Below are 13,783 nucleotides of genomic sequence, written 5' to 3' on the forward strand. Positions count from 1 at the left end.
GTAGGCGAACTTTTCACATTCCTGAACGCAGCTCGTCGAAGGTCGGGAACTTCGTCGCGATGTCGCTGCCGGTGAAGTTCCCGATCCAGCCGTCGTCGTCGTGGAAGAACCGGATCGACACGTAGTCCGGCGTCGTGCCCATGTCGAACCAGTGCGTCGTGTTCGCCGGAACGCTCAGCAGGTCGCCCGCCTCGCAGAACACCGCGTACACCTTGTCGCCGATGTGCAGGTAGAAAACGCCTGCGCCACGGGCGAAGTAGCGGTCCTCGTCGTCGTCATGGGTGTGCTCGGCGAGGAACTTGTCGCGGAACTCGACGGCCTTGGCGCGGTACTCGTCCGTGTCGGCCGGGGTCATCTCCATCGCGTCGACGTAGCCGTAGCGCTCCGTCTCGCTGACGCGGGCGACCTCGTCCTTGTAGATCTCCAGGGCGTTCTCGGCGGTCACACCGTCCACAACGGACCAGCGGCTGAAGCGCACGCCGTGCTCCTTGAGCGCGGTGGTGATCTCCTCGGCGTCGGTGGTGCGCAGGACGGTCTCCTCGGGGCCGGTTTCCGGCCACACCGTCAGCAGCGTCATGAGTGCCTCCCCGTAAAGATGTCTCGCGTCTCCACCTTGAAGCGCAGCAGCCACTCCAGGCATTCCAGGCGGTGCCGTGCCTGCACGAGGTCGTCGCCCCACACGTACACGCCGTGCCGTGCGACGAGCAGTGCCGGCACCTTCGGGTCGAAGCCCTTCTCGAAGGCGTCGCCCAGTTCGAGCATGTCCTGCGAGTTGCGGACGACCGGGATCACGACCTCCTCGTGGTCGTACCGGCCGAAGCCCTTGAGCATCTCCAGGTCCTTCAGCACCACGCCGCCGGGCCAGTGCTCCGCCGCGACGACGGTGGCGAGCGCGTGGACGTGCACGACGGCGCCCGCTCCCGCGACCCTGGCGATCCTGGCGTGCAGGCCCGCTTCGGCGGACGGGACCTTCGGCGAGTCGACGGCGTTGCCGTTCTCGTCGACGACCACGCTGTCCTCCGCGGTGATCTCGCCCTTGTCGACGCCGCTGACCGTGACCGCGAGCCGGAGCGGATCACGTTGCAGGACAACGGAGAGGTTGCCGCTGGTGCCGCGCATCCAGCCCATCTGCGCGAACCGGACGCACTCGCGGGCGAGCTCGGCGGTCACGAGAGCTCCCAGACCGTCGGGTGGGGCGAGAAGTCGGCGTTGCCGTACGGCTCACCGGCGCGCGCGACGCCGACCGTCTTCCAGCCCGCCTCCTGCGCGGCGTGCAGCTCGGCCGGAACGTCGCTGTAGAAGGTGATGTCGTCGCTCTTCAGCACCGAGGCGATCTTGCGGTACGACTCGGCTTCGCGCTTCGGACCGGCGTTGACCGTGTCGAAGTGGTGCTCCAGCAACGGGGTCAGGTCGCCATCGGTGGTGTGCCGGAAGAACGCGACCTGACCCGCGACCGAGCCGGAGCTGAAGATCGCGAGCTTCACGCCGTCGCCGTGCCACTTGCGGATCGCGGGGACGACATCCGGGAAGAACTCCGCCACCAGGTCGCCCTGCGCGTAGCCCTGCTGCCAGATGAGGCCCTGCAACGTCTTGAGGGGCGTGACCTTCTGGTCGGCGTCCATCCAGTCGTGCAGCGCCTTGACAACGTCGTCGTGGCCGCTGAGCTCCTTGATCTGCTTCACGGCGTCGGCGACCACCGGGTCGTCACCGTGCTGCTCGATCCACGGACCGAGCCTGGGACGGGCGTAGTCGTAGAGGACGACCAGCACCTGGTCCGTCGCGCTCAGCGTGCCCTCGATGTCGAGCACGACCCACTTGCTCACCGCTGTTCTCCCTCGTAGTACTTGTCGAGCTCGCCGGCCTGGTAGACACCCCGGTCGGTCACCACCGTCGTGACGAAGCGCGGCGGCGTCACGTCGAACGCCGGGTAGTGGCCCTTCACCCTCGGCGTGGCACTCGGCCTGCCCAGCACCTGCAGCACTTCGGCACCGTCGCGGTACTCGATCTCCACGTGGTCCGTCGTGGGCGCCAGCAGATCGGGTGCCTGCACTTGGGCGTGGAACGGTACTCCGAACGCGTGCGCGGCCACGGCCAGACCCAGTGTGCCGACCTTGTTCACGACGTGCCCGTCCATGGTGACCCGGTCGGCCGCCGTCACCAACGCGTCGACCTCGCCGCTTTGCAGCACCGCGGCGCCCATGCCGTCCGTGATGAGCGTGGTGTCGACGCCCATCTCGATCAACGTCTCCGCGGTGAGCCTGGCTCCCTGCAGGTACGGCCTGGTCTCGGTGCAGAAGAAGCGCAACGTCTTCTGCCGGCGCTGGGCCGCCCTGACCGTCTCCGTCAGGTACAGGTCGGCCCAGCAGTGCGTCATGACGGTGGCGTTGTCCGGCAACAGGTTCGCCGTGTGCTCACCCAGCGCCTGGCTCTTCGCCCGGTACCTGCGGTCGCCCTCCTCGGCGCCCGCGAGCGCGTGCGTGACGTCCCGCGCGGCGTCCACGTGGTCGAGGACGACCTCGGTGGCCTTGCGCAGGGCGTTGTTGGTGCGCCTGGTGTTCTCGAGCATCCGCGCGGTCTCCGCCAGCTGTGCGCGGGCCTGCTCGAACGGCAGTGCTTCGAGGGTGCGTGCCTTCAACACCATGGCGAACAGCACCGCGAAGTACGGGCCGGAGGACTGGGTGACCATGTCCTCGATGGCCCGCCCGACGTCTTCGGCGGTGCGGCACAGCACCCAGTTCCGCTCGAACGGGAACTGCCGGCGGTCTAGGATCAGCACGCCGTCATCGGTGAGCCGCACCGAGTCGGCGAGCACCGGCTGCATCAGCTGTACCCGGTGTGGGCGGGACGCGCGCCGGTCAGGAAGTGCTCGCCGACCTCGCGGGCCTTGTAGACGACCGGGTCGTGCAGCGTGAGCGTGCGGGCGTTGCGCCAGAAGCGGTCCACGCCGTACTTGGCCGCGGTGCCGCGTGCGCCTACCTGCTCGAAGATGCGGCTGGTGACCTCGTTGACGAGCTTGGTGCTGACGACCTTCGCCTCGGAGATCGTCACCGCGACCTCGCCGCGCTTGGCGGGCGTGAGGTTGCGGCCGAACTCGGAAGCCTCCCAGAGCTGGCGGGCGGCCTCGTCCGCGAGCAGCCCGGCGGCCCTGGTCTGGGACACCATCTCGCCATACGCCGCGACGATGTACGGGTCCTCGGTCGCGGCCTCGACGCCGCTGACGAACCACGGGCGGGTCTTGGTGCGGGTGTAGTCGGCGGCCTCGGCGAGCGCGCCTTCCGCGATGGCCACGTAGAGCTGGGCGAGCACGAGCTGGAAGCCGATCGCGGCGAGGCTGACGCGCGGGTCCTCGGTGGGCGGCTGGACCCCGAGCACCTCCGTCACCTGGACGTTCTCGAAGTTCACCCCGCCGGACGCCGTGAGGCGCTGACCGATGTTGTCCCAATCGTCCAAGTAGGTGATTCCGGTCGCTTTCCCGTCGAGCAGGAACGTGAGCTTCTCGCCGTTGTCCGTGCGGGTCGCGCTGACCACGAGGCGGTCGGCGACGGCGGCTCCGGTGGCGAAGGTCTTGCGACCGTTCAGGACGAAACCGTTTTCGGCGGGCGTCAGTTCGAGCGCAGCGTCGAGCGGGTTGCTGACACCGGCCCAGAACTGGTCGGGCTGGACGCTGAACTGGGCGTCGAACAGCCCGCTGCGCCAGATCTGCAGGTAGTGGTAGCCGAGGAGGTGCCCGACGTTGGCGTCGGCCGCACCGATGATCCGGCCGATCCGCTGCTGCTGCGTCCAGTCCCGGACGTTCAGCAGTCCGCTCTGCCGGAGCAGTTCCACCTCTTTGGCGGGCGGCTGGTTGGCCCGGTCCCTGTCCGCCGCGTCGGACCTGAGCGTCGCCGCAACCTCGTGCGCGACGTCCAGCCAGTTCGACATCCCTGCTCCTCTCGGTGGTACCCGGTTCAACTTACTTCGTCACACCACCGGGCTAACCACGATGTGAGAGAGACCGTCGCCTGGCAGACTGCGCGCGAACCTCGCTCTGGCGGGGGTCCAACATCTAGGGAGCAATCGGTATGGCGCAGGGCACCGTGAAGTGGTTCAACGGCGAGAAGGGCTTCGGATTCATCGCGCAGGACGGCGGCGGTCCGGACGTGTTCGTCCACTACTCGCAGATTTCCGGCTCGGGCTTCAAGTCGCTTGAAGAGCAGCAGCGCGTGGAGTTCGAGATCGGCCAGGGTCAGAAGGGGCCGCAGGCGCAGGACGTCCGCGCCATCTGATTGAGCTCTTCCGAAGCCCGCTCGGCCGTGTGCCGGGCGGGCTTTCTGCTGTTCGGGGACGGATCTGGTGGCAACCGAGGGAGTCGAACCCTGCGCGGCTTGTGAAGGCGGCGCCCGAGTACCGGCCCTAACCCTTCGGTTGGGCGACGGCTGCCTTGGAGTTGTACTGGCCTCTAAGAGGGCTCTACGGCACGTGGGATACCCACAGTGTTAAACGTCCAAACGCTTGAAGACGTTTCATGTTTCACGCAGGTACGTGACTCTGGTCACCGTGCGATACCTCCCTGCCATCGCGGCCCTGCTCCTACTTCCTCTGGTACCCGCCACCGCCGACGCGGCTCCCGCGGGCACGTTCTACGTCACCAGTGTCCGGACCGGCCTCAACGTCGCCCAGAGCGGCAGTGGACTGGCACTGCACCGCCCGAAGGGCAACGAAGACCACCAGCAGTGGCGGCTGAGCGACGGGAGGTTCGAGAACACCGACTCGCCGGGCCAGTGCATCACCCGCCAGCTCACCATGGGTTCGTGCTCACAGGGGGATGCGGTTCACGAGCCGCGTCAGTTCGGTGATCAGTGGGAGTTCTTCAGCCTCGGCGGTGAGTCGCGCTGGTACCTGACGCCGGTCGCCGCCCGGACCAGCCCGATGCCGGCGGATCCGCGGCTCGACCAGATGACGTTCCTGACCGCCCACAACGCCTATGCGAACGGGGTGGACGGCGGGTTCGCGCCGCCGTTCGTCAACCTCGCCAAGAACCAGACGCGCGGGATCGTCCAACAGCTCAACGACGGCGTCCGCGGGTTCATGCTGGACATCCACCAGACCCCGGACGGCGCGATCCTGTGCCACAACAGCTGCACCCTCGTCAGCAAGCCGGTGGCGCTCAACGTCGACGTCCAGCGGATCGTGGACTTCCTGCGCGCCAACCGCAGCGAGATCGTCACGGTCTTCCTGGAGGACTACGTCGACGCGAACACGCTGCGCGCCGAGCTCCGCAAGGTGCAGGGGCTGAACGACGTCCTGTACCGGGCCGAAGGCGTGCAGCAGAACGGCTGGCCCACGCGCGGCCAGATGCAGAGCAGCGGCAAGCGGCTGCTCATCTTCACCGACCACGGCAAGGACGGGCGCGAGGACTCCGGTGTGCTGTACCAGAAGGACTGGACCGTCGAGAACTACTGGTCGATGGGTTCGGGCCTCGGCAGTTCCGACTGGTCCTGTTACAGCCGATGGGATGAAAAACCGCTCACCGCGACCGGCGCCTTCCAGCCCTTGTTCGTCATGAACCACTTCCGCGACGTCCCGTTCACGAGCACCGCGACGACGGACAACGGCAAGCTCGCGAACCGGGCGCAGCAGTTCTGCCAGCCCGCGGCCAGGAAGAAGCCGAACTTCCTGGCGGTCGATCTCTACCACCTCGGGAACGCGCAGGCAGCGGTCAGCCGGCTGAGCTCATACGTATATGGGCCGTAGCCCAGATTGTGGGAGTTGTACGCTCCGCGCATGGCCTCGATCCTGTTCACGCGCGGAGCGCCCTCTCTCGACATCATCGACCAGGAAGGCCTGCGCGAAGCAGCGCAGAAAGCCTTCACGGACGACCCCGGCGGCACCTTCGCGTACGGCACGAGCGTCGGCTACGTCCCGCTGCGCACCTGGCTCGCGGAGCAGCACGGCGTCGCGCCGGAGCAGGTGCTCGTCACCAACGGCTCGATGCAGGCCGACGCGTTCCTGTTCGAACTGCTCGTCGGGCAGGGCGACGACGTGGTGGTCGAGGCGCCGACCTACGACCGCACGCTGCTGAACCTGCGCCAGCGCGGCGCCAAGATCCACGCGATCGAGCTGGAGACCGACGGCATCAACGTCGACGCGCTCGAGGAGCTGCTGGAGAGCGGGGTGCGCCCGAAGCTCGCGCACATCATCCCGAACTTCCACAACCCGGCCGGCTACACGCTGTCCGAGGCGAAGCGCGCGCGTCTGCTCGACCTCGCGGCCAAGTACGACTTCGTGCTGTTCGAGGACGACCCGTACGTCAAGGTGCGGTTCGAGGGCGAGACGCTGCCGACGATGCTGTCGCAGGACAAGAACGAGAAGGTCGTCTACGCGTCGTCGTTCTCGAAGACCATGGCACCCGGCATCCGCTGCGGTTACCTGGTGGGCCCGAAGGCCGTCATCAAGTCCATCCAGGACATCGCCACCACCACGTACATCTCGCCGAACATGGTGGCGCAGTCGATCGTGAACTCGTACTGCCGCTCCGGCCGTCTCGAGGAGTCGGTCGCGAACGTCCGCACCGCGCTGCGCGCCCGCAAGGACGCCCTGGTCGCCGCGCTCCAGCGCGAGCTGCCGGAGGCGGTCTTCACCGCGCCGCAGGGCGGCTACTTCATGTGGGTCGAGCTGCCGGGCGTGTCGATCGACAAGCTGGTGCCGGTCGCGAAGGAGCACGGCGTCGAGTTCGTGAAGGGCTCCGACTTCCTGCTGGAGGGCGGCGACAACGCCATCCGGCTCGCGTTCTCGGGCGTCACGCCGGAGCAGATCGACGAGGGCATCACGCGTCTCGCGGCTGCTGTGCGATCGCTCTGATCTGCGCTTCCAGGTGTTCCGGCAGCTCACGTCGCTGCCGGAGCGCCTGACGCAGCCGGGGTAAGGCCGCCCGGAACGCCTTCGGGTCCTTCAGCGACGCCGCCAGGGCTCTGGCCAGCGGCCGTCGCATCCACGCGGCCAGCAGTGCGTTGCGCCGCTCGACGACGTCCTCGCCCGGTGCCCGGCCCGCCGCCGGGTGGTGGTGCGCCACCACGTCGTCGACGTAGCAGAGCGCCCACCCCGCCGCCGCGAGGTCCCACGACAGCAACGTCTCCTCGCCGCGGAAGAACAACACCGGGCTGAAGCCGCCCACATCCAGGAACGCCTGCCGCCGCACGATGGCCGAGCAGGCCAGGAACCCGAGCACCGCGGGCCCCGCGACACCTTCGCCCAACGGGCTGTCGCGCAGCAGCGGCGTGATCGGGTCGGGTTTCTCCTCCGGCCCCACCAGCGTGCGCGCGACGATCACCGCCAGGTCCGGGTGCTCGTCGAAGATCGGCTCCGCTCGCTCGATCGCGTCGGGCGCCCACCACGAGTCGTCGTCGGCGAAGGCGACGAACGGTGTCCGTGCCGCCTGCACACCGAGGTTGCGCGCCACCGCGCCGCGGTTCACCGCCGACTCCAGCAGAAGAACGTTCGGGAACTCGTTGCGCACACGGGAAACCGTGTCGTCCGCGGACGCGTTGTCGACCAGGATCACCGGTACCGCGAGTTCGCTGAGGCGTGACAGCGTGCGCAACAGGCTGTCCGCGCGGTTCCGCGAGGCGATGACGACGGTGGTTCGAGCCATGTCAGTCGTCTACCCCGTCGTCCGCCGCCGACACGTCAGCCACGTCTGAGCACTGCGCCACACCTCTTGGACTCGAGCGCGACCGCGAGTTAGTGTGTACACCAATGATTAGTACACCAAGTATTCCGGAGAACCCGCTCGAACTGGAGCGGCAGGTCTGCTTCGCGCTGGCCGTGGCCAGCCGGACGGTGATCGCGGTCTACCGCCCGATCCTGGAGCCGCTGAACCTCACGCATCCCCAGTACCTGGTGATGCTGGCGCTCTGGGAGCGGTCGCCGCGCACCGTCAAGGACCTGAGCAACGTCCTGCAGCTCGACCCCGGCACCCTCAGCCCGCTGCTCAAGCGGCTGGAGGCGATCGGATACGTCGAGCGCCAGCGGGACAAGGCCGACGAACGCGCGCTCGCGCTGACCCTCACCGAGAAGGGCACCGAGCTGCGCAAGGAAGCGCTCAAGATTCCCTTCAAGGTCGTGGAGCAGCTCGACATGACGTTCGAAGAGCTCGCGCAGCTGAACCAGGTGCTGCACAAGGTGATCGCCAAGGCGACCCGGTGAACCCCGCGCTGAAGGCCTGGTACTACGCGGGCGGGCGGGTACCGCAGAAGTACCGGGAGTTCGTCTACGACGACGTGACCGGTCCGAAGTGGTTGCTGCGCTTCACGGTGCGCAGTCTTGTGCAGGTCACGCCCCTGACCACGGCCATCACGCTCGCGCTGGTCTTCGGGCTCGGTTCGCCGTGGCCGCTGGCGATCGCGTGCGGTGCGCTCGGATTCGTTGTAGGACTGTACTTCGCGCTGTCCTACGCACCGGAAAGTGTGGATTACCGCCTCACGAAGTACGGGTATCCACGAGGGTCGGCGACTCGAGGTCGCCGGGAACGCAACGCCGTGAAGGATCGCGAACGACAGGCGAACTACGACGCGGTCTGGCGGCGATCCGAGGGGTAGGGACCTATGGCCTTGTCGAGCGATCAGTTCCAGTTCACGAGGCCGCAGGCGCTCACACTCACCGCGGGCGTGTTGCAGCTCGCTTTCGGATGGCTGGACCTGTTCGGCCTGGATCCCAACTACCGCGTCGTTCAGCTCGGCGTCGGGGTGATGGGCATCGTGATGGCGTGGCGGCTCGGCCTCGCACGGATGTACGGACTCCTCCTGCTGCTGGGGTTCGGCATGCTGGCGTTGTCGCTCGACGACGTCACGACCGAGGGCTTCCTCGGGGTGCGGACAGCGCTGCTCGGGCTCGTGATCACGCTGGCCAGGCCGGCAAAGCGGGCTCCGAGCTGACGTCGCGGTCGACCGAGCGCAACGCCGTCACGGTCGCGAAACCGTCCGCCAGCAACGCCGTGTCCGTGCCCGGCACGAGCGACTCCTCGGCGTAGACGTGCACGAGCTCGACCTCGTTGTCGCCCACGTCGTCCACCCGGCTCTGCACGGTGCCGAACCGCGCCAGCTCCGCCCAGCGAAGTCCTTGCACGTCAACGACGTTCGGCACGTTCACCGACAGCACCGTGGCCGCGGGCATCTCCTGCAACACCGGCAGCACGACGCGCACGACCTCGCCCGCCTTGTCCCACAACGGTTCGGGTTCGTCCAATCCCACGTCGAGCGACACCGCCATCGCCGTGACGTCGTTCAGGTGGGCGGTCAGCGCCGCGCCGACGGTGCCGGAGTGCAGGATCGCGCGGCCCACGTTCGCGCCCAGGTTCACGCCGGACAGGACCACGTCGGGCTTGCCACCGAAACCGCCCCTGCACGCGATCAGCGAGATCAGGCCCGGATGCGCCGCGACGGCGTAGGCCTCGACGTCGAGGCCGGGCAGGGTGCGGCGCTCGCTCGCCACCCGGCCGTTCCCTCCCACCGCCGCGACCGAGGCGCTGGTGCCGCTGGCCTGCGTCGTCGGCGCCGCCACCACCACTTCGAGGCCGCACTCGGCAGCGGCGGACGCCAGGGTCCACAGGCCGGGAGAGTCGATTCCGTCGTCGTTCGTGATCAGCGCGCGCATCCGCTCATTCCTCGATCGGCTCCAGTTCCACGCGTTTGCTCAGCTCGCGCACGGCTTCTCCCCCACCACTGCCGAGGCCGTGCCGCGTCACGTTGACCGCTCCTGCGGCCGCGCCGAGCTTCACCGCGTCCGTCAACGACATACCCAGCGCGAGGCCTGCCGAAATCCCCGCGGTCATGGAGTCGCCGGCGCCACGCGTGTCGACGGGCTCCAGCTGCGGCATCCGCACGAGGTAGAGCTGGTCTTCCAGCAGCGCCAACGCCGGTTCGTCGGCGCGGGACACCACCACGCCGTGCACGCCGGAAGAAGCGATCTCCCGGGCCTTCTGGATGAGCTTGGTCAGCTCTTCCTCGCCCAGTTCCTCGTGCGACACCTTGACGACGTCCGGGCCGCCGCGCACCGCTTCGGCGAGCCGGTCGCCCGCGAGGTCGACGATCACGCGGCAGCCGTTGCCGGTCAGGTCCGAGGTGAGGCGGAAGTACGTGTCGTGGGGCAGCACCCGGTCGTCGGACGGCCCGCTCAGCACGGCCGTGCCCGCGCGGATGCCCTCCACCAGTGCCGACTCGTAGACGTCGTCGAGCTCGTGGCGGGACAACGCGTCCGGGAGCATCTCGACCATCTCGTCCCGGCTGCCGTCGCGGCGGTCGTGCACGTAGGCGCCGTTGCGGGCGGCGACGTCGCGCGCCTTCAGGTCGACGTGCTCGCCTTCCAGCAGAGTGCGCAGCACACGGCCGGTCTCACCGCCGAACGTCGCGCACACGACGGCTTCGACGCCCAAAGCGGCGATCATCCTGGACTGCCAGAAACCCTGGCCGCCGGCGTGCAGGTGCACGTCCGGCTCACCGTCGAGGTCCTCGACGGTGATGGTCAGTTGAGGGGACGGGGCAAATACGGCAACTCGGGCATCCACGACGTTCTGGTACCCGGTGCGGGCGCTCGGTACTCGCCCGCACCGGATGAATCAGACATCACGCGCCGGAACCGCCGGTTGGGTCCTCCCCTTCCCGCGGCGCGGGCGCGCCGTCCGGTCCCATCTTCTCGTCAGCGCGCCACTCACCCGGCTGCGTCATGTCGCGGTACTCGTCGACCTCCTGCGGTGTCGGGTCGACACCGGCCTCTTCGGCGAACTCTTCGGCCACTTCGGGATCCGTCATGGCCGACGAGTACCCAGGAGGAGTCAGCAAACGCCTCCGTCGCGCCAGACACCCCACTGACCGGTGGTGCCGGGCTCCTCACCTCGCGTCCACCACTGCGCGGTCCACTTGTGGCCGTTGTGCGAGACCACGTTGCCGCCGGTGTAGACCTTGTCGCGCTCCCACGCCGGCTGTGTGCACGGGCCGGGTCCAGGGCCGCCGGTGTCCCACGGCACCTGGGTGGACTGGTAGAAGTTGATGCCCATGGTCGTCCAGCGCGGGCCCTGGTTGCCCAGGCGCACCTTGAACTGGTCCCAGTTGTGCGTGGACCACGGCGACCACGCCAGCTCGGCGATCGCGGCGAGCCTCGGGAACGCCATGAACTCGATGTCGCGGCCGGTCACGATCGTCTCGCTCCACAGTGGAGCCTCGACGCCGCGGACCGCGGACTCCGGGACACCGCTCAGGTGCGTGCCGGGGTTCCACTCGTAGGCGGTCTGGACCTCGATCAGACCGGCCCACGACAGGCCCAAAGGCGTGCTGGAGTTGTACTTCATGTCCAGGTAGGCCTTGTTCGCGGGCGACATGATGACCTTCTGGCCGCGTGCCGCCGCTGCCTGCACCGTGGCGTTGGACGTCGTGGTGCCCCAGTACTGCGGCACGGCCGTGGTGTCGGTCGTGGTCTTCACGAACTCGTGCCAGCCGAGCACGGTCTTGCCGTACTTCTTCACGATCGGCAGGGCCCGGTCCATGAACGCCTGGTAGTCGGCGTCGGAGGTCGCGTGCGCCTCGTCGCCGCCGATGTGGAAGTACGGGCCGGGCGTGAGCGCCGCGATCTCGCGCACCACGTCGTCGACGAACTGGTAGGTGATGTCCTTGTTCACGCACAGCGAGGAGTAGCCGACCTCGATGTCCGTGCGCAGCGGCGGAGCCTGGCCGTTGCAGTTGAGCTCCGCGTACGAGGCCTGCGCGGCGTTGGTGTGGCCCGGCATGTCGATCTCGGGGATCACCGTGATCTTGCGCGACGCCGCGTACTGGACGATCTCGCTGTACTGCGCCTTGGTGTAGTAACCGCCGGGGCCGCCGCCGACCTGCGTGCTGCCGCCGTACGTCGCGAGGCGCGGCCAGCTGTCGATGACGATCCGCCAGCCCTGGTCGTCGCTCAGGTGCAGGTGGAAGTAATTGATCTTGTAGAGCGCGAGCTGGTCGATGTAGCGCTTGACCGTGGACACCGGGTGGAAGTGGCGGGCCACGTCGAGCATCGCGCCGCGGTAGGAGAACCGCGGGTGGTCGACGATCAGCGCGCCCGGCACGGTCCACGGACCGGCCTGCGCGGTCGTGCTCTCGACCTTGGCCGGCAACAGCTGCCGCAGCGTCTGCACGCCGGCGAACAGGCCTTCGGACGTGGCGGCGCGCAGGACGATGGAGCTCGCCGCGACGTCGAGCTGGTAGCCCTGCTGGCCGACCGTGCCCGGTGCGCCCGTGAGCAGCAACGAGATGCCGTCGGACGGCGTTGTGGTCGTGTCGGACACCGGGAACGCGTAGCCGGTCGAGGGCCGCAGGACGCCGGCGAGGAAGTCGCCGACGTCACGCGCGGCAGGGGCGGTGTAGATCTTCGTGGCTGCCGTCAGCGCGTGCGTGACACCGCTTCTGGCCTGCACCGAGACAGGGACCGGCACGAGGCTCTGCAGTGGTTCCGCGGCTTGCGACTGCGCGCTCACGGACAGCGCTGCGGTGACAGCGACGACCGCGGCGAGAACGCGAGTTCTCACGACTCCTCCTCACGAGGCGGGGGCGGCGACCCTGTCTCCAGCGTGCGCAGACATCCCTTTTGCCGTCAATGGTCTGAGCCAATTCTTTGTCAGAGATGTCAGTAGACCGGCAGCGTGAGGCTGTTGACGATCTCGGCGAAGTCGTCGCCGGGCGCCCCGCCCGTCTCCATGTTCCGCAGCGCCATGTCCTGGTTGGCGGTCACGTACGGCCGCAGGACCTCCTCGTAGCGCTGGAAAGCGGCCGACGGGTCCTTCGCGAGCTCACCGGCCAGCACGTACGCGCCGACCAGGGCCATGCCGGTGCCCTGCCCGGACATCGGCGAACCGCAGTACCCGGCGTCACCGAGCAGCACGACGTTGCCGCGCGACCACGAGTCCATCCGGATCTGGCTCATCGAGTCGAAGTGGAAGTCCGGCGCCTCCCACATGTGCTTCAGCGCCGTCGGCCACACCCAGCCCGCGCCGTCGAACTTCTCGGCGACCAACCGGCGCTGGGCGTCGACGTCGCGGTGGTCGAACGACACCTCGTCGTTGAAACCCATGTAGACGCGGCATTCCGCGTTGGCGCGGGCGCTCATGACGCCGCCACCGACGGCCCCGCCCTGCTGGAACGTCTGCCAGTGGTCGAGGCCGAGGAAGTTCGGCGCAGTGAAGACGGCGAGGTTCATGCCCAGGTGGGTGATGAACCGCGACTCGGGCCCGAACACGAGCCGGCGGACGTTGGAGTGCAGGCCGTCGGCGCCGACGACGACGTCGAAGTCGCGCGGGGCGGCGTTCTCGAACGTGACGCGGGTGCCGTCGATCGAGGTGATGGTGTCGTCGAAGAGGTACTCGACGCCGTCCGCCGCGTCGAACAGCATCCGGGCGAGGTCGTCGCGCAGCAGTTCGACGTCGGGACTCGCCAGGTCACCGCCGCTCAGCGTGTGCGTGGTGGAGCGGAACAGCTCGTTGCCGTCGGCGTCGACCATGCTCATGCCGCGCATGTCGGTGCTGAACGACCGCAGCCGTTCGCCGAGACCCATGCGCTCCACGACCTCCAGCGCCGGGCCGCGCACGTCGACGGCCTGGCCGCCGGGCCGCGGGCCGCGCGCCCGCTCCACGACGGTGACGCGGAAACCGTGGTGGCGCAACCAGTACGCGAGCGCGGGCCCGCCGATGCTGGCGCCGGAGATCAGGACGTTCTTCACGGTGTTGCCCCCTGTGGGTCGGTGTTGCCCACAAGGTGCCGAGCGGCGCTGACCGTCCACT

The 13,783-nt window shown here is 68.4% G+C and carries 17 protein-coding genes; 6 read left to right on the plus strand and 11 right to left on the minus strand.

From position 1 onward, the window contains the following. Positions 1-13: 13 nt before the first annotated feature. The 5 genes from SK571_RS24740 to SK571_RS24760 are packed head-to-tail and all read right to left on the minus strand — an operon-like array spanning position 14 to position 3,921. The gene (locus SK571_RS24740) at positions 14-577 is read right to left on the minus strand and encodes a 1,2-dihydroxy-3-keto-5-methylthiopentene dioxygenase (RefSeq protein WP_319986473.1); all 564 of its coding nucleotides are present in this window, start codon (positions 575-577) and stop codon (positions 14-16) included. Next, a complete protein-coding gene (gene mtnB, locus SK571_RS24745) occupies positions 574-1,170 on the minus strand; it encodes a methylthioribulose 1-phosphate dehydratase (RefSeq protein WP_319986474.1) in 597 nt (198 codons plus the stop codon). Before mtnB ends, SK571_RS24740 begins: the two co-directional genes overlap by 4 nt. After that, complete coding sequence (gene mtnC, locus SK571_RS24750) at positions 1,167-1,823, minus strand: acireductone synthase (protein ID WP_319986475.1); 657 nt, start codon at positions 1,821-1,823, stop codon at positions 1,167-1,169. Before mtnC ends, mtnB begins: the two co-directional genes overlap by 4 nt. Beyond that, the gene (locus tag SK571_RS24755) at positions 1,820-2,821 is read right to left on the minus strand and encodes a s-methyl-5-thioribose-1-phosphate isomerase (RefSeq protein WP_319986476.1); all 1,002 of its coding nucleotides are present in this window, start codon (positions 2,819-2,821) and stop codon (positions 1,820-1,822) included. Before SK571_RS24755 ends, mtnC begins: the two co-directional genes overlap by 4 nt. Beyond that, positions 2,821-3,921: an acyl-CoA dehydrogenase family protein gene (locus tag SK571_RS24760; RefSeq protein WP_319986477.1), complete on the minus strand. Its 1,101-nt coding sequence runs from the start codon at positions 3,919-3,921 to the stop codon at positions 2,821-2,823. The genes SK571_RS24755 and SK571_RS24760 overlap by 1 nt, the downstream gene beginning before the upstream one ends. A gap of 140 nt (positions 3,922-4,061) precedes the next feature. Between SK571_RS24760 and SK571_RS24765 the strand changes: the two genes are divergently transcribed. The 3 genes from SK571_RS24765 (at position 4,062) to SK571_RS24775 (ending at position 6,840) form a co-directional block, all read left to right on the plus strand. Further along, the gene (locus SK571_RS24765; protein ID WP_030479286.1) at positions 4,062-4,265 is read left to right on the plus strand and encodes a cold-shock protein; all 204 of its coding nucleotides are present in this window, start codon (positions 4,062-4,064) and stop codon (positions 4,263-4,265) included. Positions 4,266-4,536: 271 nt separating this feature from the next. Further along, complete coding sequence (locus SK571_RS24770; protein WP_319986478.1) at positions 4,537-5,733, plus strand: PI-PLC domain-containing protein; 1,197 nt, start codon at positions 4,537-4,539, stop codon at positions 5,731-5,733. Positions 5,734-5,763: 30 nt separating this feature from the next. Further along, on the plus strand, positions 5,764-6,840 hold the full coding sequence (locus SK571_RS24775; protein WP_266039638.1) for an aminotransferase-like domain-containing protein: 1,077 nt from the start codon (positions 5,764-5,766) through the stop codon (positions 6,838-6,840). Here SK571_RS24775 and SK571_RS24780 read toward each other — a convergent pair. Next, entirely contained in the window at positions 6,806-7,630 is an 825-nt protein-coding gene (locus tag SK571_RS24780; protein ID WP_319986479.1) for a glycosyltransferase family 2 protein, read from the minus strand. The genes SK571_RS24775 and SK571_RS24780 overlap by 35 nt on opposite strands. Positions 7,631-7,734: 104 nt before the next feature. Between SK571_RS24780 and SK571_RS24785 the strand changes: the two genes are divergently transcribed. The 3 genes from SK571_RS24785 to SK571_RS24795 are packed head-to-tail and all read left to right on the plus strand — an operon-like array spanning position 7,735 to position 8,912. Further along, complete coding sequence (locus tag SK571_RS24785) at positions 7,735-8,184, plus strand: MarR family winged helix-turn-helix transcriptional regulator (RefSeq protein WP_319986480.1); 450 nt, start codon at positions 7,735-7,737, stop codon at positions 8,182-8,184. After that, positions 8,181-8,576, plus strand: coding sequence for a DUF5313 family protein (locus tag SK571_RS24790; RefSeq protein WP_319986481.1), 396 nt, complete (start codon positions 8,181-8,183; stop codon positions 8,574-8,576). Before SK571_RS24785 ends, SK571_RS24790 begins: the two co-directional genes overlap by 4 nt. A 12-nt stretch (positions 8,577-8,588) precedes the next feature. Continuing rightward, complete coding sequence (locus SK571_RS24795; RefSeq protein ID WP_319986482.1) at positions 8,589-8,912, plus strand: hypothetical protein; 324 nt, start codon at positions 8,589-8,591, stop codon at positions 8,910-8,912. Here SK571_RS24795 and surE read toward each other — a convergent pair. The 5 genes from surE to SK571_RS24820 form a co-directional block, all read right to left on the minus strand. Further along, positions 8,875-9,630, minus strand: a complete 756-nt coding sequence (gene surE / locus SK571_RS24800; RefSeq protein ID WP_319986483.1) for a 5'/3'-nucleotidase SurE — start codon at positions 9,628-9,630, stop codon at positions 8,875-8,877. The two genes, SK571_RS24795 and surE, sit on opposite strands and share 38 nt — an antisense overlap. Before the next feature lie 4 nt (positions 9,631-9,634). Beyond that, positions 9,635-10,540 (minus strand): 1-phosphofructokinase family hexose kinase, encoded by a 906-nt coding sequence (locus tag SK571_RS24805; RefSeq protein WP_319986484.1) that lies wholly within the window; start codon positions 10,538-10,540, stop codon positions 9,635-9,637. A 58-nt stretch (positions 10,541-10,598) separates the two neighbouring features. Beyond that, on the minus strand, positions 10,599-10,784 hold the full coding sequence (locus SK571_RS24810; RefSeq protein ID WP_319986485.1) for a hypothetical protein: 186 nt from the start codon (positions 10,782-10,784) through the stop codon (positions 10,599-10,601). A gap of 23 nt (positions 10,785-10,807) precedes the next feature. After that, positions 10,808-12,535, minus strand: coding sequence for a family 20 glycosylhydrolase (locus SK571_RS24815; RefSeq protein WP_406602025.1), 1,728 nt, complete (start codon positions 12,533-12,535; stop codon positions 10,808-10,810). A 98-nt stretch (positions 12,536-12,633) separates the two neighbouring features. Further along, positions 12,634-13,722 (minus strand): FAD-dependent monooxygenase, encoded by a 1,089-nt coding sequence (locus SK571_RS24820; RefSeq protein WP_319986486.1) that lies wholly within the window; start codon positions 13,720-13,722, stop codon positions 12,634-12,636. Positions 13,723-13,783 lie beyond the last annotated feature (61 nt).

It is taken from the genome of Lentzea kristufekii, from assembly GCF_033949925.1.
Lineage (GTDB): Bacteria > Actinomycetota > Actinomycetes > Mycobacteriales > Pseudonocardiaceae > Lentzea > Lentzea kristufekii.

What these genes read in the sequence shown, in the direction of transcription:
- SK571_RS24755 (WP_319986476.1), bottom strand. Translation starts at nt 2,821, where the DNA reads ATGCAGCCGGTGCTCGCCGACTCGGTGCGGCTCACCGATGACGGCGTG.
- SK571_RS24760 (WP_319986477.1), bottom strand. Translation starts at nt 3,921, where the DNA reads ATGTCGAACTGGCTGGACGTCGCGCACGAGGTTGCGGCGACGCTCAGG.
- SK571_RS24775 (WP_266039638.1), top strand. Translation starts at nt 5,764, where the DNA reads ATGGCCTCGATCCTGTTCACGCGCGGAGCGCCCTCTCTCGACATCATC.
- SK571_RS24740 (WP_319986473.1), bottom strand. Translation starts at nt 577, where the DNA reads ATGACGCTGCTGACGGTGTGGCCGGAAACCGGCCCCGAGGAGACCGTC.
- SK571_RS24785 (WP_319986480.1), top strand. Translation starts at nt 7,735, where the DNA reads ATGATTAGTACACCAAGTATTCCGGAGAACCCGCTCGAACTGGAGCGG.
- SK571_RS24810 (WP_319986485.1), bottom strand. Translation starts at nt 10,784, where the DNA reads ATGACGGATCCCGAAGTGGCCGAAGAGTTCGCCGAAGAGGCCGGTGTC.
- SK571_RS24780 (WP_319986479.1), bottom strand. Translation starts at nt 7,630, where the DNA reads ATGGCTCGAACCACCGTCGTCATCGCCTCGCGGAACCGCGCGGACAGC.
- surE (WP_319986483.1), bottom strand. Translation starts at nt 9,630, where the DNA reads ATGCGCGCGCTGATCACGAACGACGACGGAATCGACTCTCCCGGCCTG.
- SK571_RS24765 (WP_030479286.1), top strand. Translation starts at nt 4,062, where the DNA reads ATGGCGCAGGGCACCGTGAAGTGGTTCAACGGCGAGAAGGGCTTCGGA.